Origin of the sequence: Segatella copri, from assembly GCF_019249655.2 — a bacterium.
In the GTDB taxonomy this organism is placed as follows: domain Bacteria; phylum Bacteroidota; class Bacteroidia; order Bacteroidales; family Bacteroidaceae; genus Prevotella.
This window is the reverse complement of record NZ_CP137557.1, coordinates 2,131,703-2,157,518: the sequence shown is the minus strand read 5'-3', so window position 1 is coordinate 2,157,518 and position 25,816 is coordinate 2,131,703. Positions and strand designations below refer to the sequence as shown.

Sequence of the window (25,816 nt, the reverse complement as noted above, 5' to 3'; positions counted from 1 at the left end):
ATTATTTTTTGTTTTTTTGCAGATATATTTCGCCAACATGGGAGTGAGCATCGCTTATCCACATTACTGGTAATACTTTCCGAATTTCAGGTATAAAGAAATATAGATAATGTGCGTATCTTTGCACCCGTAAAAAATGAATTAGAACGTTTTAGAAAATTAAAGCATAGGATTATGAAGGAATTTTTCTTTAATACCATACAGGAGTTCAATGACTACATAGGGGTGAAAACACTTCATCCTCTGGTAAGCATTGCGCGTGTAGAGAACACCTCTCCTATTCAGGAGGCTGTGCATCACTACGGACTTTATGCCCTCTTTCTGAAGGAAAACAAGGGGTGCAAATTGTCATACGGCAGAACAGAATATGATTTTGACGAGATGACCGTAACCTCGTTTGCTCCAGGACAATCGATTAAAGTAGAACCCATTCCAGGAGTTCCGCTTGCCAAATATACGGTATTGGTTTTCCATCCCGAGCTGCTCAACCGCACCCAGCTTGGCAAGAACATCTCCCGCTATGAGTTCTTCGACTATACAAGCAACGAAGCACTACATTTATCCGCTGCCGAGGTAAATATCTTCCGTGACGTGCTCTCAATGATTGGGCAGGAACTCGAGCATCCTATAGATAAACATTCGCGTGAACTCATCGTTTCTAACATCGAGTTGCTGCTGAACTATTGTCTGCGTTTCTACGACCGCCAGTTTATCACTCGCGAGGAGATCAACCACTCGGTGGTAAAGAAATTCATCTCTCTGCTCGATGAATACATTGCCCGGAAAGCGATGCGTGAAGGATTGCCTACCGTAGCCTACTTTGCCGACAAATGCTGCTATTCAACTAAATATTTCGGTGAATTAGTCAAGACTGAGACTGGCAGAACTGCAAAGAGTCTGATCAACGACCGGCTGCTTTCAGCTGCCCGCCAACTGCTTGTGGATGAAACCTTAACCATCACGCAAGTCAGTCAGCATCTCGGTTTTGAGTATCCTCAGCACTTCGTCCGCTTTTTCAAGGTGCAGACGGGCAAGACACCAAGCGAATATCGCAAAACTGCGTAAATATGTAGACATGTAAATATGTAGATATGTAGATATAATGATGCATCAAAGTTGGTGACCTTCATCAGATGAACCCCACCAACTTTCTTTTTTTACATCTTCCAAACAGTCATTTACAGTCGATTAAAACGAAAGTTAAAACGGATAAATCTTGTTAAACAAATCATCTTTTACCACTTATGTTCATACCTTTGCACCCAAATTTATAATCAAAAAAGGGATATTTTATGTTCACATAAGGATAATTCCTTAATGTAAAAAGGATAATACAAAGGATAATTCCTTAATGTAAAGAAGGATAATATTTTAATTAAATAAGAGAAGTTATATGAGAGAAAATTCGGAAAGTTCAGTAGCCTGCCATCATCGAGTAGGCTTCCTGGGATTGCTCATCACTCTGGGCATCGTGTTTGGAGATATAGGTACATCCCCACTCTACGTGATGAAGGCCATCCTGCACACGGGTGAAGCCATCAACGAGAGCACCATCCTGGGCGCATTGTCGTGCATCATCTGGACACTCACCCTGCAGACCACCATCAAATATGTATGTGTGGCTCTGCGCGCCGACAACAATGGCGAAGGAGGCATTCTCGCCCTCTACGCCCTGTTGCGCAAGATGAAGAGAAAGTGGATTTACCTGTTGGCCATCATCGGTGCCAGCACCCTGCTGGCAGATGGAATCATCACCCCTGCCATCACGGTTACCACAGCCATCGAAGGACTCGAAAGCATTAGTCCCCACCTGCCAGTCATCCCCATCACACTGGGCATCATCACCATCATCTTCTTCGTGCAACGCTTTGGCACAGAGAGTATTGGCAAGTCGTTCGGAGTATTCATGCTGATATGGTTCCTGCTGCTGGGCGTAACGGGAGCTTTCAGCATCACCTCTTACCCATTGATTCTGAAGGCCTTCAACCCCTACTATGCTGCCATGCTGCTGGCAAAATCGCCAGAGTGGTTCCTGATTCTGGGCGCCGTGTTCCTCTGTACCACCGGTGCTGAGGCTCTTTACTCCGACCTGGGTCACTGTGGCAGAAAGAACATCACCATCAGCTGGCTTTTCGTAAAGGCCATGCTCATCCTCAACTATCTGGGGCAGGGAGCATGGGTGCTGAACCATATTCATACTGCCTCCTCCGTGAATCCGTTCTTTTCCATCATGCCACAGAGCATGCTGATTTTTGCCATCATCATGGCCACAGGTGCGGCAATCGTTGCCAGTCAGGCACTTATCAGCGGCACCTTCTCCATATTGAGCGAAGCCATGAACCTGCACTTCTGGCCACGCATGCGAATCAAGCATCCTACCCATGTTAAGGGTCAGCTCTATATCCCGGTAATCAACCTCGCCATGTACATCGGTGTGGTTCTCATCATCCTGCTCTTCCGCGACTCCTCGCACATGGAGGCAGCCTACGGTCTCGCCATCACCATCACCATGCTGATGACCACCCTGCTGCTCGGTTTCTACCTGCGCACCAAGGGTGTGGCGCGCATCTTCATCCTGCTCTTTATGGGCGCATATTGCGTTATCGAGGGCATTTTCCTTGCCGCCAACCTGTCAAAATTCCTCGCAGGAGGATGGTGTACGATGCTTATTGGCGGAATCCTGTTCCTGATGATGTATGTATGGGTCCGCGCCATCAAGATCCGTCAGGATTACATCAGCACCAAACCGCTGGATGAGTATTATCAGATTATCTCCGATATCAAGGCCGACGAGAGCATCCCCAAGTACGCTTCCAATCTGGTTTATGTGAACCATGCAGACAAGGAAGGTGCGGTGGATGACAAGCTGCTCTATTCCATCATCAACAAGCAGCCCAAGCGTGCTGACCATTACTGGCTTATCAATCTGGAATTTGCTGATACTCCTGACACACTGGAGTACAGTTGCGAGACCCTGGTTCCCGACACCCTCTACAGTGTAACCATGCGCATAGGTTTCCGCATTGAGCCTAGGGTGAGCCTCTATCTGCGACAAGTGGTAGAAGACCTGGTGGCAAGCAGGAAGGTGGATTTGAGAAGCACCTATCCTTCGCTCCGTAAAAACGGAATTCCTGGCGATTTCCGCTTCATCATTATCCACCGCGTGTATTACCCGGAGAGTTCCGACAACCGCCAACAGAACCTGCTGATGACCATCTACGCCCTTATCGGCAAGATAGGCATTGACGAGCCTAAGGCTTTGGGCCTCGACACATCCATGGTGGTGGTAGAACGTGTTCCGCTCATCATCAACCATCGCAACAGAAGCATCAGGCGCATTGCGCAGATATCTTAGCGGTCTTATGTATTAATTTCCTACCATTTGTGGTGGTGGGGTTGGGGCTTGCCACTAGGCTTGATGCAGTTTACGAGCAAGGAAGCCACGGTAAAGGCAACCCCTACCCCCACCACGCCTGTCCATCCATAATGCTGCCAGGACAGGCCAGAAACGAAAGTTCCGGCAGAACCACCCAGGAAATAAATGGTCATATAAACGGTATTGATACGGTTGATGGCAGATGCGTCAAGGGCTACTACGCTGGTCTGATTCGACAAATGGATGCATTGCATACCGGCATCAATCAGCAAGATGGCTATTATTATCCACAAGTAGCTGTCATTCCCCCAAAATGCCAGCAGCCAGGCAGCCAACAAGACACATCCTCCGGCAACAGAGAAGAACCTTGCACCATACTTTTGGACGTAGCCGCTGATGAAGACCACCGTAGATGCACCTGCCAGTCCGCACAAACCGAGAGCTCCAATCATGTCGTCGCCAGCAAAGAAAGGCGCCTGCTTCATCCGGAAGGCCAGGCAACTCCATAAGGCGAAGAAAGAACCATACGCCAATGCCGCCCTTAGCGACGCGATTTGCAAGTATGGGTATTTGAGGAGCAGGCGCAACAATGATTTCATCAACCCTGCATAGTTTTCCCGCGAACGGGCAGACAACTCTGGCAGCATCCTGTGAATGAGCAGAAAACATCCGAGCATAAACACACTAGCCACAAGATAAACAGAACGCCATCCCCATTCATCGGCCAGCAGGCCGCTGAAGACACGTGAACCTAGAATGCCTATGAGCAGGCAGGATTGTATGATTCCCACATTGCGCACCTTGCGTGAAGGCGTGGAATGGTAAGACACCAGCGGGATGAAGAACTGCGGCATTACCGAAGATGCGCCAGCAACCAGGGATGCGCCCCACACCCAATAGATGTTCGGAGCAAGGGCTATGGCAAGCAAGGCGCACAAAGAAATGATGTAATTGGTCTGTATCAGTTTCTTTCGTGAATCCAGATCACCAAGCGGAATGACAAATACAAGTCCTACCACATAGCCTATCTGGGTCAAGGTAGCTACCATGCTGGCAGAAAAGTCTGATACCGCTAACTCTTTTGCCATACTGCCCAGCAAGGGCTGGTTGTAATAGCAGTTGGCAACGGAAAGTCCGGTAGCTACTGCCATTAGAGCCAGCAGGGGTGCCGGAATACCTTGGTTCTCTCTCAATTCATACTTCATTTTTCGCCTCTCTTTTTTTTAATATGACACAATCTTCAATCCAATCAAGGAAGCAATGAGTGTGAAGAGGAAGAAAAGCCTGATGGGAGTGGCTGGTTCCTTGAAAACGAATATTCCTATCAAAACCGTACCCACTGCCCCGATGCCTGTCCAGATGGCGTAGGCCGTGCCCAAAGGCAAAGTCTGCACCGCCTTGGCGAGCAAAGTCATGCTCAGAATGGTGGAAGCAAGGAAACCGCTCCCCCACAGATAAAACCAAATTCCTGATGCTGCTCTCGCTTTTCCCAAGCAGAACGTGAGGCTCACCTCAAATAATCCTGCGAACAATAAAATTATCCAATTCATACTTACTAATTTATTTGTTTGTTATATTTACTAATTAATTTGCTTATTTCATTTATTAATTCATTTTATATTTTTAACTTCGGGTGCAAAAGTAAGCAAAAAAAAACTAAAAGCTTTTTGCATTTGACAAAAACGGATTTTGCATTTGCAAAAAAATAACCATTTACTTTCGTTTTCGTGTGAAATTTTATAATTTTGCACACCAAATACAGCAAAAAAGAATATGGATATAAAACAATAGTTCGTTAATAATTCAATAATGTGCTAAGCAGCTATACGCTGTAAGCACGAGAGATCTTTGAAAATCTTGCTAATTAAAGTTCGGTTCGGGGTGTACCCGCTTGCTTTAAAAATTCGTTTCACCAGATAAATATTGGTCATCAGTGACTTGAATGAAGACATAGAATATTCCATTCCCATCTCCTTCATAGTTACCTTGGCAACATTTAGTGATGTGAACGAAGCATTGAAAGCAAAATCGAGTTTCCACTTATCGCGAGCCTGGCAGTCCATAAGACCAGTATAGCCTTTGGCGTCACGAAAGCAAAATTCGATCTGGAACCTGGTTCTATAATAAAGAAGTACTTCTTCACCCGAAAGTGAGGTGTCTGTAGAGAAGAATAGTTTCTTCTTGCCATTCGGCATCTGCCAGATGACAAGTCTAACTTTACACCTGAGTGCCTTGGAATAGGCTATCAAAGTATAAGCTGTTCCTTCTATATCTTTCATCTCCATCTTCTCCATTCGAGTGAGGTCAAGATTCTTCATATCAATCTTGCCATCCTTGGTCTTGGGGCGACCACGTTTTCCAGTACGTGGACCAGCATAGACATAAAAGAGACAAGCATTGTCACGAAAGCGGCTTATCAAAGAGAACCCTTCTTTCTTTATCCCATTAACAAATGTACTTGTAGAGAAGTAAGCATCTGCAACTATGAGGGTTGAGAGTTTAAGAAGTTCCTTGCGGTAACGCTTAATGACGCTGATATAGAAATCTACCATAGTCTTGTTTCTAAGACTCAGTTCTTTATTACTTAGCGACTGGTGTGCTTTTAACATCATGCAGTCTTTGGCATCAATATCAATGAGGCCAATACCCATGATTTCGAGACCATGTTTAACAGACTGTGCACATCCCGACCAAAAACGACCGATATGTGGAGTCTTCTTGCCAGCTTTGCTGATGTAGCTGGGATCAATGGCAATAGCCCATCTTCCCTGTTTACCAAAGAAGCGCTTGGCAAGTGAGACATTAAGTTTGAGCCAGTCAATGCTTTTCGACTTTTTTAAGCCGAATGCGTTGCGATAGGTTTGCTCAACATGCGAGCCATACCTCCCCATTTGGGTGAAATTTATCTTTCTTGGTATTACCATGAACAAAATTATCACCTCGATGAGTATTTTCTCGAAACTTTTTGTTAACTTTGCAGCCGAATCTTCAACTGCATCTTTAAAGATATCCATATATTGGTCAAGTCCTGTATTCATATAATTTTGCGTTTGTCGTGATTTGCAAAGTTACTGAAAATCAGCGACTTGACCAACTTTCTATAGTTAAGTTTTCATAAGCATTTCTTAATATAAGTTATTGATTTACAGACGATTAAATATTAATTTAACGCAGTATTGATAAAAGAAATCATTAATAAAAGATACGCCATGCCGGATGCGTCTTTGCAGAAATTGCAGCAATGCTTAACGGAAGTTTCATATCCCAAAGGATTCCAGGTGTTGAAAAGAGGTAAGGTGGAGAAGAACATCTTTTTCATCAAGAAAGGCATTGTCCGCGCATATACTCCGGTGGACGGAAAGCAAATTACCTTTTGGTTTGGCAAAGAGGGAGCGACTATTGTTTCCTTGAAAGGCTATGTGAACGACGAGCCAGGATATGAGACGATGGAGTTGATGGAAGATTCGGTCTTATATAAATTGGAAAGAAAACAGCTGAAAGAGTTGTTCTTGGATGATTTACACATCGCCAATTGGGGGCGGCGTTATGCAGAGATGGAGCTGCTTGCCACCGAGGAACGACTGATTTCCATGCTATCCGCCATCGCTTCGGAAAGGTACAAGGAGCTGCTAGAGAAAGAACCAGACTTATTACAAAGGTTGCCATTGGGAAGCATCGCCACCTATTTAGGTGTAACGCAGGCAAGCCTGAGCAGGATTAGGGCAAAAATCACACAGCCGTAATCCGAATCATCATCCACCGTGAGCAGCCTGTGCTGATGACGCATTTACACATTCTCTTTAAACTTTCAGGCACGAGTTAAACTTTCAGGCACGAGTTGCGTCTAATTATAAGATGATGTTTAAACATCCATCACAACTTAAGTATTATAAAATTTTAATTTGTAGCTTATGAAAAGAATGATGAGAATTTTGATGATTGCCATTTGCTGCATGCTATCATGCAATATGGCTGCAAATGCAGGCAATGACAAGCCTATCGCCGTTAATGCACTCCCAGTAAAGGCTCAAACCTTACTCAGCAACCATTTCAACAATCAGAAGGTGATGCTTGCTACCATTGAGACGGGGGTTATCAACAAGAGCTATGATGTGGTTCTGCAGAACGGAACCAAGCTGGAATTTGACAAAAAGGGAAATCTCACCGAGATTGACTGCAAGCAGGGAAAAGTGCCAGCCAAGCTGATTCCGCAGGCCATCAGAAACTACCTGAAGGAGAATTATCCAGCTCAAGCGGTAAAGAAGATTGAAATGAACAAGAATGAATACGAAGTGGAATTGGTAAATGGGTTGGATTTAACCTTCAACAAGCATTTCCAGGTAATCGACATCGACTGATAAGACAACCAGATATTGACGGATTGTTTTCAAAAGGTTCACCCGAAAAAATGTGGTGACCTTCATCTGATGAACCCCACCAACTTTCCCATTCCGATAAGGATGCGGATGGTTGGTGGGGATTTTCATTTTATAAAAGGAAGATTTTCATTTTATAAAAAAAGGGGGAAAGTTTTGTATAATTCAGTTTTTTTTTCTAACTTTGCAGCAACATCGCCCTGCTTGAACAGCATGTGAAGATGCAAAAATATAGACAATAAATATATATAATAAATATATATTATATACAATAAATATATTCAGAAATGATCAAGATACGCTGCGTGGTAGAAAGGATTACCTACCAGAACCAGGAAAACGGATATTCCGTGATGAAAGTCAAGGTGAAAGGATATTCCGACCTGGTTACCCTGGTGGGAAACCTGCTGGATGTTCCAGTGGGGGCGGTATTGCTGTGCAATGGCGAATGGAAGATGGACAAGCGATACGGGCAGCAGTTTGCCTGCGAAACCTGGGAAGAGGTAATGCCCGCCACAGCGTATGGAATAGAAAAATATCTGGGCAGCGGACTGGTAAAAGGCATCGGTCCGAAGTACGCCCACCTGATAGTGGAGAGGTTCGGAACGGAAACCATCGAGGTGATTGAAGACGACATAGAACGACTCTACGAAGTGCCGGGAATCGGCAAGAAACGTGTAGAGAAAATACGCGACAGTTGGGAGAAGCAGAAAGACATCAAGAACGTGATGATCTTCCTGCAGCAGTATGGAGTAAGCACAGCCTATGCCGCCAAAATCTACCGGCAGTATGGCAAGGATAGCATCGACAACGTGAAGGAAAATCCCTACCGCCTTGCCGACGACATCTGGGGCATCGGATTCAAAACTGCCGACAGCATCGCCAGCAAGATGGGTTACGAAAAAAACGACCTGAGACGCTGCAAGAGCGGCATTAACTACACTTTGAACGAACTGTCAAACGAAGGCCATGTATATGCTGTAGAAGAGCAGCTTATAGAAGCCGCCAAGAAACTGCTCGAAGCAGACGAAGAGCCGATTACGCAAGCCATCACAGAGATGATAGCCTCCGAAAATCTCATCCGTGAGAACGAAGCCATCTATCTGCCACCCTTCTATTATTCAGAACGGGGAACGGCGAAGAAAATGCTCGCCCTGATGCAGGGCCAGAGCCCTACCCTCTTCAATATGCAGGCCGACATCAAGGCGATGGAAAAGGCTTCGGGCATCAAATACGATGAGGTGCAGATAGCCGCCATAGAGCAGGCTGTACGCTCTAAGGTGATGGTGCTTACGGGTGGTCCAGGAACAGGAAAAACCACGACAACGCAAGGAATCATCACCGCCTACAAGACGGCAGGAATGAGGATTCTGCTGGCGGCTCCTACGGGCAGAGCTTCCAAGCGAATGAGCGAGGCCACGGGCATGGAAGCCAAGACCATCCACCGCCTGCTGGAGTTCAATCCGCAGGACGGATACAAGCGCAACGAGGAGAACCCGCTGGAGGGCGATGCACTGATAGTAGATGAGTGCTCGATGATAGACATCATCCTGATGTATAATCTGATGAAGGCAATTCCGGAGCACATGCGCCTGGTGCTGGTGGGCGACATAGACCAGCTGCCGAGTGTGGGAGCCGGAAACGTTTTGCGCGACATCATCGACTCCGGGAAAATTCCGGTAGTCCGCCTCACCCGCATCTTCCGGCAGGCGCAGTCGAGCCGAATCGTGATGAGTGCCCATGCCATCAACCAGGGATATTATCCTGACACGAGCAATGGCAAGCAGACCGACTTTTTCTTTATCAAGAACGAAGACCCGGAGCAGGTGGCTGCGGAAATCGTGAATCTCGTAAAATACCGTCTGCCCAAGGCCTACAATCAGCCCCTGAGCAATATCCAGGTGCTCACGCCGATGCAGCGCAGCGTGGTGGGTGCAGCCCATCTGAACATGATGCTGCAGCAGGCGCTCAACCCATCTACCCTCGGTATCAGCCGTGGCGGAACCACCTACAAGCAGGGCGACCGGGTAATGCAGATAAGGAATAATTACGACAAGAACGTATTCAACGGCGACATCGGAACCGTGGAGAAGGTAAATATGGAAGACCGCACCATCTCCGTTGTCTTCGAAGACCATCTGGTAGAATACGAGAGCACGGAGCTGGATGAGCTGACCTTGGCCTATGCCACCACCATCCACAAGAGTCAGGGTTCGGAATACCCCGTCGTGGTCATCCCCGTACTGATGACCCATTTCGTGATGCTCCAGCGCAACCTTATCTATACGGGCATTACGAGAGCCAAGAAAATCTGCGTGCTGATAGGTCAGCCCAAAGCCCTCGCCTATTCGATAAGAAATCTGACGGTGAGCAACAGGAACACAAAGCTGAAAGAAAGATTGCGTGGGGAGATAGAGGCAAAGCCGCATGTTCTGCCAGGAAGCCAGCCGTATGTTGTGCCTGAGAATCAGCCAATGATGGCAGCAGAACCGGAAATTAAAAGACAAGAATAAAACGACAAACAAATAATGGAAAATAAAATTACAACAATGGAACGGGGAATGCTGCGACGCACAGAGCTGCTCCTGGGTAAGGATAATCTGGAAAAGATACAATCGGCACGCGTGCTCATCTTCGGCATCGGAGGTGTGGGATCATGGTGTGCCGAGGGACTGGTAAGAAGCGGCGTGCGCAACATCACCATCGTGGACAGCGACCGAGTGTGCGTTACCAACTGCAACCGCCAGCTGATGGCCACAAGCCGAACCATCGGCGAGGTGAAGGTAGATGCGCTGCGCAACCGACTGCTGGAAATCAACCCGGATGCCAACATCACCGCCTATCAGAAAATCTATCAGGCAGAAACAGCCGACGAGTTCCACATGGAGGAATACGACTTCATCATCGATGCCATCGACTCGCTGAAGGATAAGGCGGATCTCATCCTGCGTGCCACCGCCCTGCCCAAGCATATCACCTTCGTATCATCCATGGGTGCCGCCCTGCGCCGCGACCCCTTCATGATCAGGAAGGCAGAATTCTGGAAAGTAGACGGCGACCCGCTGGCAAGAGCCCTGCGCAAGAAATTCAAGAAGAACAAGACGTTTCCTCGCCGCAAATTCCTGTGCGTATACAGTGAGGAAAAGCCGATGCAGAACCTGGGTGTGAACAAGGCCTGCGGCACGGACGATTGCATCTGCTCAAAAGCCAAGCTGCTGAGCGGCGAGCGAGGCACGGATAGTGCCATATATGATGCTCCTGGCGACCAGCGACTTGTGGAGCACGATTGGAACTCAACGAAGGCGCAGATCAATGGTTCTCTCTGCCACATCACCGCCTCTTTCGGCATGGCAATAGCGGGAATCGTGATTAATCACATCATTGAGTGATAGCATGTATAAAGGATTTGCAAAATACACGCCCCCAGCCTACTTTCCTAAGTGGGCTGGGGGCCTTTCTTATTGGTTCACATTCTTTATCTGTCAATTTCAGCACGGATGAATTTTCCGTTACTGCTGTAATACAGGTCAAAGCCAGGGATATCGATTTCGTATCCTCCCGTTTCTTTCTCTATCTTATATGGTTGCTGCGAAGGATAGCGCTGTGCAATATCGGCAACGATAGCATCCGGGATGATGCCGGCAGGCAATATGGAGTATTTGCAGTCCACGCTTTTCCATTCTCCCTTATTGTTGAAATCAATTTTGGTTCCGTCGCTCAGCAACACTTCATATTCCCACTTTCCGTGATCCTTCTCCTTCTCTACATGGGAATAGGTTGCAGAAGGGAAATACTGCTTTACAAACTGCTGTGCCTGTACTGGCAACTCAGCATAACCTATCTCTTTCTCATCGCTGCTGTGGCAAGCTATAGCTACCATCGCAAAAACAATCGACAAAACTGTCGCTAAAAAAGTTCTCTTCATGTCGTTTCAATTTAAATTTCAGAGTTACTACTATAATTATTTATCACTTATTATTATACACTATTGTATTACCCATATATTGACATATACGAGGTTGTTTTACTTGCTACAAATATACTACAATATTTTTAAACCACAAAACTTAAATGCTTATTTTATAGAGTTTTAACTATTTTCTCTGTAATTTTTCCACAGTGTATTAATTACGGAAACACTTTTTGTGAAAAGTACAAAACATTTGCGGTCTGGCCACAGCAGACGTTGCTTATATTATCCTGTGAAAAAGCCCCCAACCTACTTTCTCAAGCGGGCTGGGGGCTTATACTTTCCAGGAATTTTGCCTTGCAGCAGATTCCGGGAAAATATTTGTAATTCTACTGAAGTTTCGCAAGTAGCATCCTTCCGTCCCCGAAGGGGGCGAACTCCCAATAACCGCAGGTGGAATGACCGAAGGGAATGGAACCTGCGGATAGTGACAGATACTCTCTTACCGTCCCCGAAGGGGGCGAACAATAGAAAATCAAGCTCCTATATCCAAAAAATATTAAAACTAAAAGAAATCTTTGCTGGTATCATATAATATATATATCTTTGCGTGAACTAAACAAGAAAGCTTATGAGCTACAGACAATTATTCTATCACATCGTGATAAGACCCAAAAACAGCGAACCCGTAATAGTACAAGATTACGAGGAAGCATTATATCGCTACATCTGGGGATTCATCAAAGATAAGGGCGCAGTACTTTATCGAATTGGGGGTATGCCCGATCATATCCACATGTTTGTTTCATTGCCAGCAACACTGTCTGTTGCCGACTTTATGAGAGACCTCAAAACTGCTTCCAACAAATTTCTGCAAGAAGAAAAGGAAAAGTTTCCTCATTTCAAGGGCTGGGCAAAATCTTATTGCGCCCTAACCTATTCTATCAACGAAAAAGACAAAATCGTGAATTACATCAAATCTCAAAAAGAACATCATAAGAAGGTATCATTTCGAGATGAATATCTTGCCTTGCTCCAAGCCAATGGCATAACAATAGATTTCAACTACTTTCTGAAAGACTGATTCATCACATCAGTTTCCTCCGTCCCCGAGGGGGGCGAATGTGAATAACCGCTGGTGGAATGACCGAAGGGAATGGAACCTGCGGATAGTGACAGATACTCTCTTATCGTCCCCGAAGGGGGCGAACAGGAGCAAGACTGGATGCGGTTCGCCCCCTTTGGGGACGCTTTCTCCCTACTATTGGTTGTCCGCAGGTTCCATGACCTTCGGTCATTCCACCAGCGGTTATTGAAAGTTGGCCCCCTTCGGGGACCGGAGGTTACTTGCGAAACTTGATTTTTTTATACGATATTTGCATCTAGAAAAATCTTTTCATCACCCTTATATGATGATATAATGCGTAATGGAATAGCTGTATAAATAAAACAACAGCCCCCAGCCTAATTTTTCAAGCGTGGGGGCTTATACTTTCCTGGGATTTTGCCTTGCGGCAGATTCCGGGAAAGTATTTATAATTCTACTGAAGTTTCGCAAGTAGCATCCTTCCGTCCCCGAAGGGGGCGAACTCCCAATAACCGCAGGTGGAATGACCGAAGGGAATGGAACCTGCGGATAGTGACAGATACTCTCTTATCGTCCCCGAAGGGGGCGAACAGGAGCAAGACTGGATGCGGTTCGCCCCCTTTGGGGACGCTTTCTCCCTACTATTGGTTGTCCGCAGGTTCCATGACCTTCGGTCATTCCACCAGCGGTTATTGAAAGTTGGCCCCCTTCGGGGACCGGAGGTTACTTGCGAAACTTGATTTTTTATACGATATTTGCATCTAGAAAAATCTTTTCATCACCCTTATATGATGATATAATGCGTAATGGAATAGCTGTATAAATAAAACAACAGCCCCCAGCCTACTTTCTCAAGCGGGCTGGGGGCTTATACTTTCCTGGGCATTTGCCTTGCGGCAGATTTCGGGAAAGTATTTATAATGCATAAAGTCCCCTTGAGAGGGAATAACATTTAATACTATGTTTTTCCCTTTCAAGGGGACTTTATTGAAAAATTACCGGAATTAAAGAGCTACACGATTTCTTGAAAACTTATCAAAGAACGATCGAAAACTACCTTTATTCTGACTTTGATTCAAATCCTCTTCGTAGGCAGACTGCAAGGAAAGCCAGAAAGAAGCAGGAATGCCTAAAGCTTTATCTAAAGAGTTTGCAATCTCAGAACTTAAAATAAGTTTTCCATTCAACAGCTCTTCCAATGTCAATTTATCAAGACCTATTTTTTCTGCAAAAACTTCTACTGGAAGACTGCGAGCCTCCAGTTCATCCTTTAATATACTACCTGGACTAACAGGTGTAAATGGACGAGAATTGATATTATTTTTTATTTCCATAATGAGAATCGTCTAATTTTAATAACTTAATTCCTCGAAGTTTTCATCGTCATATTCAATTTTCATTGTTTATATATTTTTCTGCAAATATACGACGAAAATATTAAACTACCAAGACTTTTCGTGATTTTAACATTAACAAGAAGCCCCCAGCCTACTTTCTCAAGCGGGCTGGGGGCTTATACTTTTATACGAAGGTAAAAAACATTCAGGCGGCTGCCGTTTACGCCGCATCCACGAAATCGGGGGAACGGGAAATCTTCACCACGATGGGGCGATGGCGGACCAGCTGCATGCGGAGACGGGGCAGAAGCTGATCGTAATGCTCCTGACTGCGGATGAGGAAGCCCAGATGAAGGCACTCGCCCACGATGATGCAACGGCGGCGCCAGCCATGAATGCCATTCCCCATCGACAGAAAAACCTTCCTGTTTTTCTCCTCCGGAACACAATCTGATTTCTGCTCCTTAGCACAATCTGCTTTCTGCTCCAAACCGCTGCCTATATCCTCCTTTCCACTATATATATAATAAGGTAATGCCGATGCCTTGTTGCGGCACATGACATACTCCCCCTCGGGCAGACTGCCGGTATCCTGCTCCAAGGTATCGCAAACGTGCTGACCATCTATCAGCAACCTGCCACTTACGGCATGATGATATCTACCAAAACGAATGATTTTAATCTCCATGATCTTACTCTTTTAATTGTTTTCAGTACGAATGAAATATTTAGCCTTAAGGGAAAATATTTTTTGCCTTAAGGATAAATATTCTTAGCCTTCAAGAAAGGGGGAATCATACCCCGTCGGGCTCCCCCAGATAGTAGAAGATGTAATCCACCATCTTGGGCGAGAAATCATGAACCGATGGCGTGTAGCCCAGTTCCAGCAGTTTGGCATAAAGCGGATGACATCCCTTTACCCAATCCATGAACTTATCCCTTGCCGCATGCCCATTCTGCTTGCTGTGGGGGAAGTAGAGATGAGCAAGCTCCTGCTTGCCCATCATTCTACGTTCTACGAAATGTTGTTTTGTAACACTCATCTAGTTTAAGTTTTTAGTTATTGATTCTGTTCTGATGGCAAAGTTACATAAAAATTCCGTTACTTGTATCAAAAAGATACATTCTTTAAGATTTACATTTCAGATGTAACAGTGGCTGAAGCGTGGTGGCATCGAAGCATGGGCATGCTTTCTGCACACCTGGCAGGTCGCGATGGCCCAGCACCTTGTGGATGGTAGGAAACTGCTGCTTCAGTTGCACGATGAGTTTCGCCATCGCCTTCTTCTGCTCCTCGGTGCGGGTGTCGGCTATCTGTCCCTGCTCGTCGAGTCCTCCCTCGTAGCAGATGCCGATGCTGTGGGCATTGTGCCCCTTGGCATGTGCGCCCGTTCTCTCCAGAGGTCGGGTGGTCTCCACTCTGCCACTTCTGGTGATGTAGAAGTGGTAGCCGATGTAGCGCCAGTGGTTCACCTCCACATGGTCGTGAAAGAGTTGCTGCACTGGGTAAGGTTGGTTGCAGCGGGTAGCGCTGCAGTGAACCACAATCATTGTAATCAATCTAGCCATAATCTTGCATTTTAAAGTTAATAATCTACGATGTCCATTGGTTTGAACACTGCAAAGTTACAAAATCCGTTTTTGAAGAACTGACGCTATGCGGCGGTTCCCGACGATTTCCGCAAGCGGGGCTTGTTTTTTACGTTTCCTTAACTGGTTGCTTTTGATAAGAGAGTTGAAGATTTTCCTAAGCTGGTTACATCTGATAAGAGAAATTTATGGATAGTTACCCCGGATAAGAAAAGCGGAAAAAGTATTACCTGCCGACAGTGGAAACCCTTACCTTTGATCAGATTCCCGGGAGGGACTGTTACATCTGATATGAGGAGAAAAATATATCTACCTATCAATCAGACGGTTATCAGCGAAAATTGCGCTTCTAGAATTATGATTATATGATATATAGAGAAAAAAGAGAGAAAGATGGTCATGACGGTTTCGAAGTTTTTTTCGGTAAAAATGAAAAAAAACTGGTAAAAACTTGTTTGTTTCAAAATAAATATTTATCTTTGCAGCGCACTTTGGTTGTAAAAGACCATTGGCAGACATAGGGCAGGCTATCAATAGGCTGCCAACGTTGCAGAGTTTATCTCTGAATTTGAAGCAAAAGCCTCTAGGAAAAGGTTCGGCAATAATTCCTTATCCTAGGGTATCCAAAAATCAAATTCAGACTAGAGCATTCGTGCGCAAACTCATGATATGACATGGGGGTGCGACAAGCGAAGATTTCTGGTCTGATTCGACGATTTTTGGATAAGTACCAGAAAAAAAATGCCGAATAACACTGGTGCATACTTTCGCTCGTCGTATCCCCATGATTTTTTTCATTGCCACCCCCACTTTATATAAACTATCCTAATTATGAGGACAATGAAAAGAATAGACAACTATTTTACTATTACCGAAGCCACAGAGCTTGGTACTCATTGCGCCCTGCACCACAGCTACAGCCCGCAAGAACAGAAGTATCTGTTCAGACTTGATGTGTTTGACCAGAAGGAGATCAGGCTGGCTATCAGCCAGAAGGCTCACCATGGCGAAATGGATTTCAGCGCTTTTGAGCGCATTGACAACATGCTGCGCCTGGAAGTTCCTTACAAGGCATTGGAGCCTTGCAAGTCGCATTACCGCAACCTGGAGAAGGCGTTGAAGGACATCGGCAAGAAGCCGGTGAGCATCCCTTATACCGACTCTTCGGGTTCCTCTCCTACCCTGTGTTACAGGGAGTTTGCCTATCTTCTGCGCTACGTGAGGGATCACAAGGTGGGTCAGGAGAAGAGAGTTATTCTGGAGATGCCGATAGAGGTGGCGAAGTATTATTTCGCCTTGGATTTGGGTTATTTCAAGGTGTTGCCTCAGGTTTATGAGTCGTTCCGCCACCAGTCGGCCCGCTGTCTTTATCTTCTGAGCGAGAGTCGCCTGAAGCAGGGTTACGTGAAGTTTCGTCCTGCCGAGATTCTGTCTCTGCTCACCAGCAAAACGGTGTATCGAGGCACGGGGAATCTGGAGTATTTCCAGTTGTCCGTGGCTGAGGAGGAAATCAAGAATGCTTACAATTATAATCTTCTTGATTACATTGTCATTCATACGATAGCCACCTGCCGCAACCAGGTGGTTGGAACTTATGGGAGTCTTGTGATATTTGAAATCAAGTTTCGCAACGAGGATGAGAATGCGCTGAAGCCTGCAGATAGGCAGGAGTTGGTATTCATGAAATTTAAGCTCAGAAAAGTACTTACCGAAGCTCCCTGGAATGTAAACTCCAAAGTGGCGTATGACTTGAGCGAACGCCTCACTCTGGAAGACAGGGACCCCGTGAATCAGTGTTTCAAAGCAGCCTATAGGGCGATGGCGAAGCATCAGGTGGATACGCCTCCGGCCTATATCGTGAAATGTCTGGATAATCTACTGAAGAAGAAATAATCTACGCTTGATATTCATGTTTTTCTGATGAACTGGCGAACATTCCTTGTTTTTGGGCTCCAAATTTTGTATCTTTGCATTGTCGTTGAAACACAACGGCTTGCAGAGATACAAAGGAATCTGCAATTTTATTGAACTAAAAACTTAAAATGTTATGGGAATTAATGTAAAAGCAGTGGAGCGCAAGATCGCTTATTTGAGTAAGGAGAAGGATGTGTACATGTACGTGATGCAGCCTATGTTCTACAACAAGCTCACCCCGGAGAAGGTGATTCAGGAGGCTGCCATCCGTGGCGGACTGACCACCGCCGTGATGAAGGTGGCCTACTCAGCCTTGAGCGAGGTGCTGAAGGCATGGGCCACAGAGGGTCACTCGGTGGCTATCCCGGGGTTGGGCACCATGCGTTTCGGTCTGCGTGCCGACGCGGTGAAGTCGGTGGATGAGGTGAGCAGCAAGCTCATCACCCTGCGCCGCGTGATTTTCACCCCGAGTGTGGAGATTAAGCAGGAGCTTGCCAACACGAGCATCAGCATCACCTGCTACGACCGCAACGGCAAGATTGTGAAGAACGTATCTTCCAAGGATTCGAATGATGTGGAGGATACTGAGGGCGACGGTAAGGAGAACGGCGGCACTACTGGTGACACAGCAGGCGGCACCACTGGCGGCACTACTGGCGGCACTACCGGGGATACCACTGGCGGCGGTTCGCAGACCGGCAAGGACGAGGGTAATGGCGACTCTGCGGATGTAACCATCTAGAAGACAGCCCCCCAGAGCGGGGGCTCCTCTCTCCTGTTCTATTCACGTAATTATCAATCACTAAACGGAAAAGCCTATGTCGAAAGAAAACTGGAAACTTGTACTTAAGGTTTTGATTTCGCTTCTCACAGCCATCGGCGCCACGCTGGGCGTAACGAGCTGCATGTGAAACGGATAGATGGATATGTAGAAAAAAAAGGTGGACTGGTCGTTATGACTAGTCCACCTTTTTTCGTGATTCCGTTGGGGTTCGAACCCAAGACCCACAGCTTAGAAGGCTGTTGCTCTAATCCAACTGAGCTACGGAACCATCCTTGCTAATTTTGTTAAGCGAGTGCAAAGGTACTGCTTTTTTTTGAAACTACCAAATTTTTCGGAAACTTTTTTCTAGAAAAATATCTGAATCTAGTTTTACTTGTTACTTACGGTCCCCGAAGGGGGCCAACTCTCAATAACCGCAGGTGGAATGACCGAAGGGAATGAAACCTGCGGACAAGTATCGAGAGAGAATGCGTCCCCAAGGGGGAGGCCGTCCGAAAACTTAATTAGGGAAGCAAACAACTGAATTGGGCATTTTTCTTTTGCTCTTTATAGTTAATTAACTTCGTATCTTCTTGATTCTCAATTATTTTATGTATCTTTGTAGTAAAAAACAAGAAAGATATGGCATATAAAAAAGGACAAGATAGACGACAGAGGGTTCTTTTCCCTGATTGCATTGACGAGTATGTAGAGGCTGACGCCCCTGTTCGCTTGTTTGATGCTTTTGTCGATAATCTCAAAATGGATGAACTGGGATTCGTCCGCAGTACTCCTGCAGAGACAGGTACTCCTGGATATGATCCTCGCGATCTCCTCAAACTCTATATTTATGGTTACTTCTATCAGGTACGTTCCTCTCGCAAACTTGCTCGTGAGTGCAAGTGTAACGTAGAGGTAATGTGGCTGCTCAACAAGCTGACTCCTGACTTTCGTACAATCTCCGATTTCCGCAAGGACAACAAGAAGGCTATTACTAAAGTTTTTAAAGAGTTCAACAAGTTTTGTATGGGACTGAAGCTCTTTTCCAAGTCGTACATCTCTATTGATGGAAGCAAGTTTAAGGCTGTAAATGCTAAAGACAACAACCTTACTCTAAGCAAACTCGATGACCGAATCAAGCGTCTTGATGAACATATTTCAATCTATATGGAAGAACTTGAAGCATACGATCATGAGGAAGGACGCAGGCTCTCTAAAGATGAGTTGCAACGTAAGCTTGATGTTTGCAAGGAGCGCAAGGAACGCTATGAGGGATACCGTGATACACTTGAGAAAAGTGGTGAAAGCCAGATTTCCTTAACCGATCCTGATTCCCGACTAATGAAAGCCAACGAAGGCTTTTGTGTCGGTTATAATGTGCAAACTGCAGTTGATGCGGAGAGCCATATGATAGCAGGCTTCCTGGTAACCAACAGTCCAACAGACCATGGTCAGCTTACAAGCGTAGCATCTGAGGTGAAAGCCGATTATGGTGTTGACGTTCTTGAATCAACTGCAGACAAGGGGTACGAGTGTCCCGAGGATCATGCAGATGCATTGGCTAATGGTATCGTACCAAATGTCATCCAACGTGATGGCAGCTGCACGGAGCAGGTTCAGTTTGACTATAACGAAGCTACCATAACTGACGAACAAAAGTCAAGTACTAATCCAGAAGATTTGAAGGCATGTCTTGAAGCTGCAGTCATACCGGAAGCCTACAAGGATTTTTTAACCGATGCACAGATTGTAGAGGTCAAGGAGTACACTTCTGATGTAGCAGAGTCTGCTGTACTGAAGATGACTCCCGGGCAGATGCGTGCCAAGGCTCTTGAAGGATACTTCGTGAGGGATGCCGAACGCAATCTTGTCTATTGTCCGCAAGGAGAAATCCTGAGGCAAAAGTCTATCAAAAGAAACGGTATGATCCGCTATTGCAACAAGCTTGCATGTAAAAAATGCAAGTGCAAGTGTACCATCCAGAAGTTCAAGGAGGCAGACTTCAACAAAGACACCTTGATAAAGGCAACCGAAGCAAAACGCAAGCAACTCAAAGAAGAGAATAAGGACAAGCCAAAACCTCCAAGAATGAAGATCGTGAAGAAGGTTGTCCGTTACGTTTTACATCTAGATCAGAACAAGATGGACAATCGCAAATGCCTCTCCGAGCATCCTTTTGGAACCATGAAGCGAGCACTTGGGCAATACTACTTTTTACTGAAAGGCAAACTGAAAGTAACTGCTGAGATGGGTCTCTTTTGCCTATCTTATAACCTTCGTCGTGCCATATCTCTCAAAGGTGTACCTGCTTTGATTGCTTCTCTTGGATAATGACCTGTAGGGATCAATACCATCGAAAAACACGCTCTATTAGTGTTCATATCGGCCATTTTAAGCCCTTATGACGAATTGTTTAACATAAACTAAAATTTTAAGATGAAAAAAGATATGCCCTTAGAGGGACTTAGGTGGAGTCGTGATAGCGGTTCTGCCCTCTATGATACACCCCAAAACGGCCGTTCTCGGACGGGCTGGGGGGGCGAACAATACCTATCTTACTCCTGTTCGCCCCCTTCGGGGACGATTGAGTGGATGAGTTTGCTATCCGCAGGTTTCATTCCCTTCGGTCATTCCACCAGCGGTTATTGGAAGTTCGCCCCCTTCGGGGACGGAATTACCAAAGCTCCAAACGATTGTTCTTTGGAATGAACATCTTGTCGCCCTGCTTTACGCCGAATGCCTCATACCAGGCATCGATGTGAGGGAGAGCTCCGTTAACACGCCACTTACCAAGGGCATGAGGATCGTTCTTCACACGGTTGCGAATCTCCTTTTCGGTGATGTTCTGACCCCAAACACCGGCATAGGCGAGGAAGAAACGCTGGTCGGCTGTGAAACCGTCCTTGTTCTTCAATGGCTTCTTGGCTGTCGCATTCTTGAAGGCATTGAAGGATACCATCAAACCGCCGTGGTCGGCAAGGTTCTCACCCAGAGTGAAACGCCCGTTGGCATTCAAATCAGGCAATACCTTGATGTTGCTGAAGAAATCAGCATACATATCCGCACGCTTGTTGAAACCCTCGGCATCAGCTGGCGTCCACCAATCCTTCAGGTTACCGCTGGCATCATACTGGCGACCCTGATCGTCGAAGCCGTGGGTCATCTCATGACCGATTACCACACCGATGGCACCATAGTTGAATGCCTCGTCGGCCTTGGCATCAAAGAATGGATACTGAAGAATACCGGCTGGGAAGCAGATTTCGTTGGTGGTTGGGTTGTAATATGCGTTCACGGTCTGAGGAGTCATGAACCACTCTTCCTTATCCACTGGCTTACCTGCCTTCTCGGCTATCATCTTGTCGGCACGGAACTTACGGCACACCAATACGTTCTCGTAGAAACTCTTGGATGGGTCGATGGTCAGCTTGCTGTAGTCGGTCCACTGCTTTGGATAACCAATCTTCACGTAGAACTTGCTGAGCTTGTCGTGGGCTGCAGCCTTGGTTTCAGCGCTCATCCATTTCTGAGCGTCGATGCGCTGACCGAGACTAATCTGCAGGTTCTTCACCAGCGTCTCCATCATCTTCTTAGAACTCTCAGGGAAGAATTTCTTGCAGTAGATTCTTCCGAGTGCCTCGCCCATCTGAGCCTCTACCTGCGCTGTGGCACGCTTCCACAATGGGTGATCCTCCTGACGGCCGCTCATGGTCTTGCCGAAGAAATCGAAGTTTGCCATGCGGATATCGTCGCTCAGGTATGAGCATGAATTGCAGATAACGCCCCACTCCATCAACGCCTTCAAGGTCTCGGCGTTTTCGGCAGCAGAAATCTTATCGTATCCGGCGAGGAAAGCAGGCTGACCTACCACCATCTGCTGGATATACTCGCTCTTGATGCCCTCAGCGTTGGCAAGTGCCTCCAGCGGAATGTTAGGATAGTTCTCCTTGAACTCCTTCAGGGTCATCTTGTTATAGTTTGCCTGAGGGTCGCGCAGTTCGGTGCGGCTCTTTGAGATGAGGGCGAGATTGGTTTCGTGGAGGAATACCTTCTCAGCCTTCTTCTGAGCATCGGCAGCAGAGAATCCGTAGAGCTGGAACATCTGGGCGATGTACTTCTTGTATGCCTCACGGATAGCTACTGTGGCAGCATCGTTGTTGAGATAATAATCCTTGGCACCGAGGGTCAAGCCGCCCTGGAGCACATTGAAGATGTTCATGGTTACGTTCTTCTCGTCGGCTGCGAAGTAAGAACCGTAATCCACGCCGAGACCCAGGGCAGCATACTTGATTTGCAGTTTCTGCAAATCAGCCTTAGTCTGTGCTGCAGCGAGTTCTGCGAGCAGAGGCTTCACTGGGGCGATGCCTTCCTTGTTGCGGCGGTCGGCATCGAGGGCCATCTTGTAGAAATCAGAGAGTTTTCTCTCGATGGTTCCTTCCTTGTAGGTCTTCTTCTCGAGTTCTGCAAGGATTGAGTTGATACGTTTGTTGTTGTCTTCTGTGAGCTTGTCGAAACTGCCATATCGGCTGTAGGCAGCAGGCAGTGGGTGGCTCTTCTGCCATCCGCCTGTGGCAAACTGGTAGAAATCATCAGCCGGCTTGGCTGTCTTGTCAAGATTGCTCATGACAAGTCCCGATTTGTTCTGAGCGTCAGCAGCCAAAGGCATGGCAGCGAGCATCATCATCGGAAGAATGTACTTCATTTTCATTTTCTCGTTATTTTATTGATTTAATTATGAATTCAAGTTTCGCAAGTAACCTCCGGTCCCCGAAGGGGGCCAACTTTCAATAACCGCTGGTGGAATGACCGAAGGTCATGGAACCTGCGGACAACCAATAGTAGGGAGAAAGCGTCCCCAAAGGGGGCGAACCGCATCCAGTCTTGCTCCTGTTCGCCCCCTTCGGGGACGACAAGAGAGTATCTGTCAATATCCGCAGGTTCCATTCCCTTCGGTCATTCCACCCGCGGTTATTCACATTCGCCCCCTTCGGGGACGGTAGAATGCTACTTGCGAAACTTCAGTAAATTATAATTCAACACCATGGATTCCCCTCTGGTTGATTCTTCTGACTCCTGGAAATTTATGAATTCTTCACTTCCTCCAGTTCTTCTGAGAGAATCATCCAGCGGTCGTTTTCCTCATCGAGGGTCTTCATCAGATTGGTGTATTCCGTAACCAGCTCCATGTTGGTGGCGTTCTCCGGCTTCATCAGCAGGGCATCGATTTCGGCTTTTCGGGCTTCCAGCTTCTCAATCTTCGCCTCGCATTCCTTCACTGCTTTTTCTGCCTTGCGAATCTTCTTCTGCTGCTCCTTGTGCTCGGCATAACTGATTTTGCCGGAAGATGACTCGGAAGAGGAAGAGGATGATGAGGCGGATGAAGAGGATGAACCCGATGAGGATGAACCTGATGAACCTGCCGAAGCGGATGAACCCGATGGAGATCCGGCTGATGCCATGCCCTTGCCACCCTGATTGGCGAGTGCCTGGTTGATGCTCTCGGCATTGTGGGCACGCAGGTAATCATAGATGCCGCCCAGGTGCTCACGAACCTTGCCGCCACCAAACTCATATACCTTATCTACCAAGCCATCGAGGAACTCACGGTCGTGGCTCACGATGATGGCGGTGCCGTCGAATGCCTTGATAGCTTCCTTCAGCACATCCTTCGACTGCATATCCAGGTGGTTGGTAGGCTCATCGAGAATGAGCAGATTCACCGGCTCAAGCAGCAGCTTGATCATCGCCAATCGGCTGCGCTCACCACCGCTCAGCACCTTGACATACTTTTCTGATGTCTCGCCGCCAAACATGAAGGCACCCAGCAGGTCGTTTACCTTGAGACGCATCTCGCCCGTAGCCACATTGTCGATGGTCTGGAAGATGGTAAGGTTCTCATCCAGCAGCTGTGCCTGGTTCTGTGCAAAGTAGCCTATCTGAACATTATGTCCTATCTTCAGATTGCCCGTAAACGGAATCTCGCCCATGATACATTTCACCAGGGTAGATTTACCCTCGCCGTTCTTGCCCACGAACGCCACCTTCTCGCCACGCTTGATGGTAAGGTTCACGTGGTCGAACACGGTATGCGAGCCGTAATCCTTCCGCACCTCATCGCAGATAACCGGATAGTCGCCGCTTCTGAGGCAAGGAGGGAACTTGAGATGCATCTGCTTGTTATCCACCTCATCCACCTCGATAGGAACGATTTTCTCCAACTGCTTGATGCGGCTCTGCACCTGCACAGCCTTGGTTGGCTTATAGCGGAATCGCTCTATAAAGTCCTTGATATCAGCTATTTCCTTCTGCTGGTTCTCGTAGGCACGCAACTGCTGCTCACGGCGCTCGGCACGGAGCACAATGTACTCATCATATTTCACCCTGTAATCCTCTACCCTGCCGCAGGTAATCTCCAGCGTGCGGTTGGTTACATTATTAATAAAGGCACGGTCGTGACTCACCAGCACCACAGCCTTGGCACTCTGCGCCAGAAATTGCTCCAGCCACTGGATACTCTCGATGTCGAGGTGGTTGGTAGGCTCATCGAGCAAGAGCACATCCGGCTTCTGAAGCAGGATTTTCGCCAGCTCGATACGCATGCGCCATCCTCCGGAGAACTCACGTGTAGGTCGCTCGAAATCCTCGCGGGTGAAACCGAGTCCGCTCAGGGTTCGCTCTATCTCAGCCTCGTAGTTTTCGCCGCCCATCATCATGTAGCGCTCGTGCTCCTGAGTGAACTTCTCCACCAGCTGGGCATAGCTTTCGCTCTCGTAATCAGTGCGGTCGGCCATCTCCTGCTGCATCTTGTCGAGTCGGGCCTTCATCTCGGTATTGTGGGCGAAAGCCTTTCGGGTTTCCTCCTTCACGGTGGTATCATCCTGCAGTTTCATCACCTGTGGCAGGTAGCCGATGGTGGTTTCGTTAGGGATAGCCACCACGCCATCCGTAGGTTTCTGCAATCCGCAGAGTATCTTGAGCATCGTAGATTTGCCGGCGCCGTTCTTACCCACCAGGGCAATGCGGTCGCGGTCGTTAATGACGAAGCTTACATCATGGAAGAGTGGCTTTACGCCAAACTCTACTTTCAGTCCTTCTACTGAAATCATACTATTTTATATAGTTTATAGTTTACAATTTATAGTTTACAATTTATAGTTTATTGAAGTTTCACAAGTAACCTCCGGTCCCCGAAGGGGGCCAACTTTCAATAACCGCTGGTGGAATGACCGAAGGTCATGGAACCTGCGGACAAACTAATAGTAGGGAGAAAGCGTCCCCAAAGGGGGCGAACCTCATCCAGTCTTGCTCCTGTTCGCCCCCTTCGGGGACGGTAAGAGAGTATCTGTCACTATCCGCAGGTTCCATTCCCTTCGGTCATTCCACCCGCGGTTATTCACATTCGCCCCCTTCGGGGACGGTAGAATGCTACTTGCGAAACTTCAGTAGTTTATAGTTTGCCTAAC

General features: G+C 46.9%; 21 protein-coding genes and 1 tRNA gene. 11 read left to right on the top strand and 11 right to left on the bottom strand.

Annotated elements, in window-relative coordinates; translation table 11 throughout:
• The first annotated feature begins 174 nt into the window (after positions 1-174).
• A complete protein-coding gene (locus tag KUA49_RS08500) occupies positions 175-1,065 on the top strand; it encodes a helix-turn-helix domain-containing protein (RefSeq protein WP_218413259.1) in 891 nt (296 codons plus the stop codon).
• Positions 1,066-1,393: 328 nt separating this feature from the next.
• Positions 1,394-3,355, top strand: a complete 1,962-nt coding sequence (locus tag KUA49_RS08495) for a KUP/HAK/KT family potassium transporter (protein ID WP_218413260.1) — start codon at positions 1,394-1,396, stop codon at positions 3,353-3,355.
• Between the two features lie 20 nt (positions 3,356-3,375).
• Here KUA49_RS08495 and KUA49_RS08490 read toward each other — a convergent pair whose 3' ends face one another.
• The 3 genes from KUA49_RS08490 to KUA49_RS08480 form a co-directional block, all read right to left on the bottom strand.
• Positions 3,376-4,581, bottom strand: coding sequence for an MFS transporter (locus tag KUA49_RS08490; protein WP_203049414.1), 1,206 nt, complete (start codon positions 4,579-4,581; stop codon positions 3,376-3,378).
• A gap of 18 nt (positions 4,582-4,599) precedes the next feature.
• Positions 4,600-4,926, bottom strand: coding sequence for a DMT family transporter (locus KUA49_RS08485; RefSeq protein WP_117586558.1), 327 nt, complete (start codon positions 4,924-4,926; stop codon positions 4,600-4,602).
• A gap of 264 nt (positions 4,927-5,190) precedes the next feature.
• The gene (locus tag KUA49_RS08480) at positions 5,191-6,414 is read right to left on the bottom strand and encodes a transposase (RefSeq protein WP_153093847.1); all 1,224 of its coding nucleotides are present in this window, start codon (positions 6,412-6,414) and stop codon (positions 5,191-5,193) included.
• A 171-nt stretch (positions 6,415-6,585) separates the two neighbouring features.
• On the opposite strand from KUA49_RS08480, the gene KUA49_RS08475 reads away from it, so the two are divergent.
• From KUA49_RS08475 to KUA49_RS08460, 4 genes are all read left to right on the top strand, one after another.
• Positions 6,586-7,119 carry a Crp/Fnr family transcriptional regulator gene (locus KUA49_RS08475; RefSeq protein WP_218413505.1) on the top strand — a complete coding sequence of 178 codons (534 nt, stop codon included), beginning with the start codon at positions 6,586-6,588 and terminating at the stop codon, positions 7,117-7,119.
• Positions 7,120-7,296: 177 nt separating this feature from the next.
• Positions 7,297-7,734, top strand: a complete 438-nt coding sequence (locus KUA49_RS08470) for a PepSY-like domain-containing protein (RefSeq protein ID WP_256624934.1) — start codon at positions 7,297-7,299, stop codon at positions 7,732-7,734.
• Positions 7,735-8,039: 305 nt separating this feature from the next.
• Positions 8,040-10,265, top strand: a complete 2,226-nt coding sequence (locus KUA49_RS08465; protein WP_218413503.1) for an ATP-dependent RecD-like DNA helicase — start codon at positions 8,040-8,042, stop codon at positions 10,263-10,265.
• A 15-nt stretch (positions 10,266-10,280) separates the two neighbouring features.
• Positions 10,281-11,141 carry a ThiF family adenylyltransferase gene (locus tag KUA49_RS08460; protein WP_218413502.1) on the top strand — a complete coding sequence of 287 codons (861 nt, stop codon included), beginning with the start codon at positions 10,281-10,283 and terminating at the stop codon, positions 11,139-11,141.
• 86 nt (positions 11,142-11,227) lie between these two features.
• Here the strand turns inward: KUA49_RS08460 and KUA49_RS08455 are convergent, their stop codons facing one another.
• Positions 11,228-11,677: a PepSY-like domain-containing protein gene (locus tag KUA49_RS08455; protein WP_218413501.1), complete on the bottom strand. Its 450-nt coding sequence runs from the start codon at positions 11,675-11,677 to the stop codon at positions 11,228-11,230.
• A 616-nt stretch (positions 11,678-12,293) separates the two neighbouring features.
• Here KUA49_RS08455 and tnpA point away from each other — a divergent pair.
• Entirely contained in the window at positions 12,294-12,746 is a 453-nt protein-coding gene (tnpA, locus tag KUA49_RS08450) for an IS200/IS605 family transposase (protein WP_218413500.1), read from the top strand.
• A gap of 1,007 nt (positions 12,747-13,753) precedes the next feature.
• On the opposite strand, the gene KUA49_RS08445 is transcribed toward tnpA, so the two are convergent.
• The 4 genes from KUA49_RS08445 to KUA49_RS08430 all read right to left on the bottom strand — a co-directional run bounded on the left by KUA49_RS08445 (position 13,754) and on the right by KUA49_RS08430 (position 15,655).
• Positions 13,754-14,083, bottom strand: coding sequence for a helix-turn-helix transcriptional regulator (locus KUA49_RS08445; protein ID WP_218413499.1), 330 nt, complete (start codon positions 14,081-14,083; stop codon positions 13,754-13,756).
• 223 nt (positions 14,084-14,306) lie between these two features.
• Positions 14,307-14,774, bottom strand: coding sequence for a DUF5675 family protein (locus KUA49_RS08440; protein ID WP_218413498.1), 468 nt, complete (start codon positions 14,772-14,774; stop codon positions 14,307-14,309).
• A gap of 106 nt (positions 14,775-14,880) precedes the next feature.
• Positions 14,881-15,129: a DUF4248 domain-containing protein gene (locus KUA49_RS08435; protein ID WP_203038412.1), complete on the bottom strand. Its 249-nt coding sequence runs from the start codon at positions 15,127-15,129 to the stop codon at positions 14,881-14,883.
• Between the two features lie 85 nt (positions 15,130-15,214).
• On the bottom strand, positions 15,215-15,655 hold the full coding sequence (locus KUA49_RS08430) for an N-acetylmuramoyl-L-alanine amidase (RefSeq protein ID WP_218413497.1): 441 nt from the start codon (positions 15,653-15,655) through the stop codon (positions 15,215-15,217).
• A gap of 861 nt (positions 15,656-16,516) precedes the next feature.
• Between KUA49_RS08430 and KUA49_RS08425 the strand changes: the two genes are divergently transcribed.
• The 3 genes from KUA49_RS08425 (at position 16,517) to KUA49_RS08415 (ending at position 18,501) form a co-directional block, all read left to right on the top strand.
• Entirely contained in the window at positions 16,517-17,569 is a 1,053-nt protein-coding gene (locus tag KUA49_RS08425) for a hypothetical protein (RefSeq protein WP_218413496.1), read from the top strand.
• 154 nt (positions 17,570-17,723) lie between these two features.
• On the top strand, positions 17,724-18,332 hold the full coding sequence (locus KUA49_RS08420; RefSeq protein WP_218413495.1) for a DNA-binding protein: 609 nt from the start codon (positions 17,724-17,726) through the stop codon (positions 18,330-18,332).
• A gap of 76 nt (positions 18,333-18,408) precedes the next feature.
• The gene (locus KUA49_RS08415) at positions 18,409-18,501 is read left to right on the top strand and encodes a smalltalk protein (protein WP_203051860.1); all 93 of its coding nucleotides are present in this window, start codon (positions 18,409-18,411) and stop codon (positions 18,499-18,501) included.
• Positions 18,502-18,567: 66 nt separating this feature from the next.
• Here KUA49_RS08415 and KUA49_RS08410 read toward each other — a convergent pair.
• Positions 18,568-18,642 (bottom strand) — tRNA-Arg (locus KUA49_RS08410).
• A gap of 353 nt (positions 18,643-18,995) precedes the next feature.
• Here KUA49_RS08410 and KUA49_RS08405 point away from each other — a divergent pair.
• Positions 18,996-20,684 carry an IS1182 family transposase gene (locus KUA49_RS08405; protein WP_318331588.1) on the top strand — a complete coding sequence of 563 codons (1,689 nt, stop codon included), beginning with the start codon at positions 18,996-18,998 and terminating at the stop codon, positions 20,682-20,684.
• Positions 20,685-21,027: 343 nt separating this feature from the next.
• Here KUA49_RS08405 and KUA49_RS08400 read toward each other — a convergent pair whose 3' ends face one another.
• Together KUA49_RS08400 and KUA49_RS08395 are read right to left on the bottom strand one after the other, a co-directional pair.
• On the bottom strand, positions 21,028-23,061 hold the full coding sequence (locus KUA49_RS08400; protein ID WP_218412249.1) for a M13 family metallopeptidase: 2,034 nt from the start codon (positions 23,059-23,061) through the stop codon (positions 21,028-21,030).
• 373 nt (positions 23,062-23,434) lie between these two features.
• On the bottom strand, positions 23,435-25,459 hold the full coding sequence (locus tag KUA49_RS08395) for an ABC-F family ATP-binding cassette domain-containing protein (protein ID WP_218412250.1): 2,025 nt from the start codon (positions 25,457-25,459) through the stop codon (positions 23,435-23,437).
• Between the last annotated feature and the right edge of the window lie 357 nt (positions 25,460-25,816).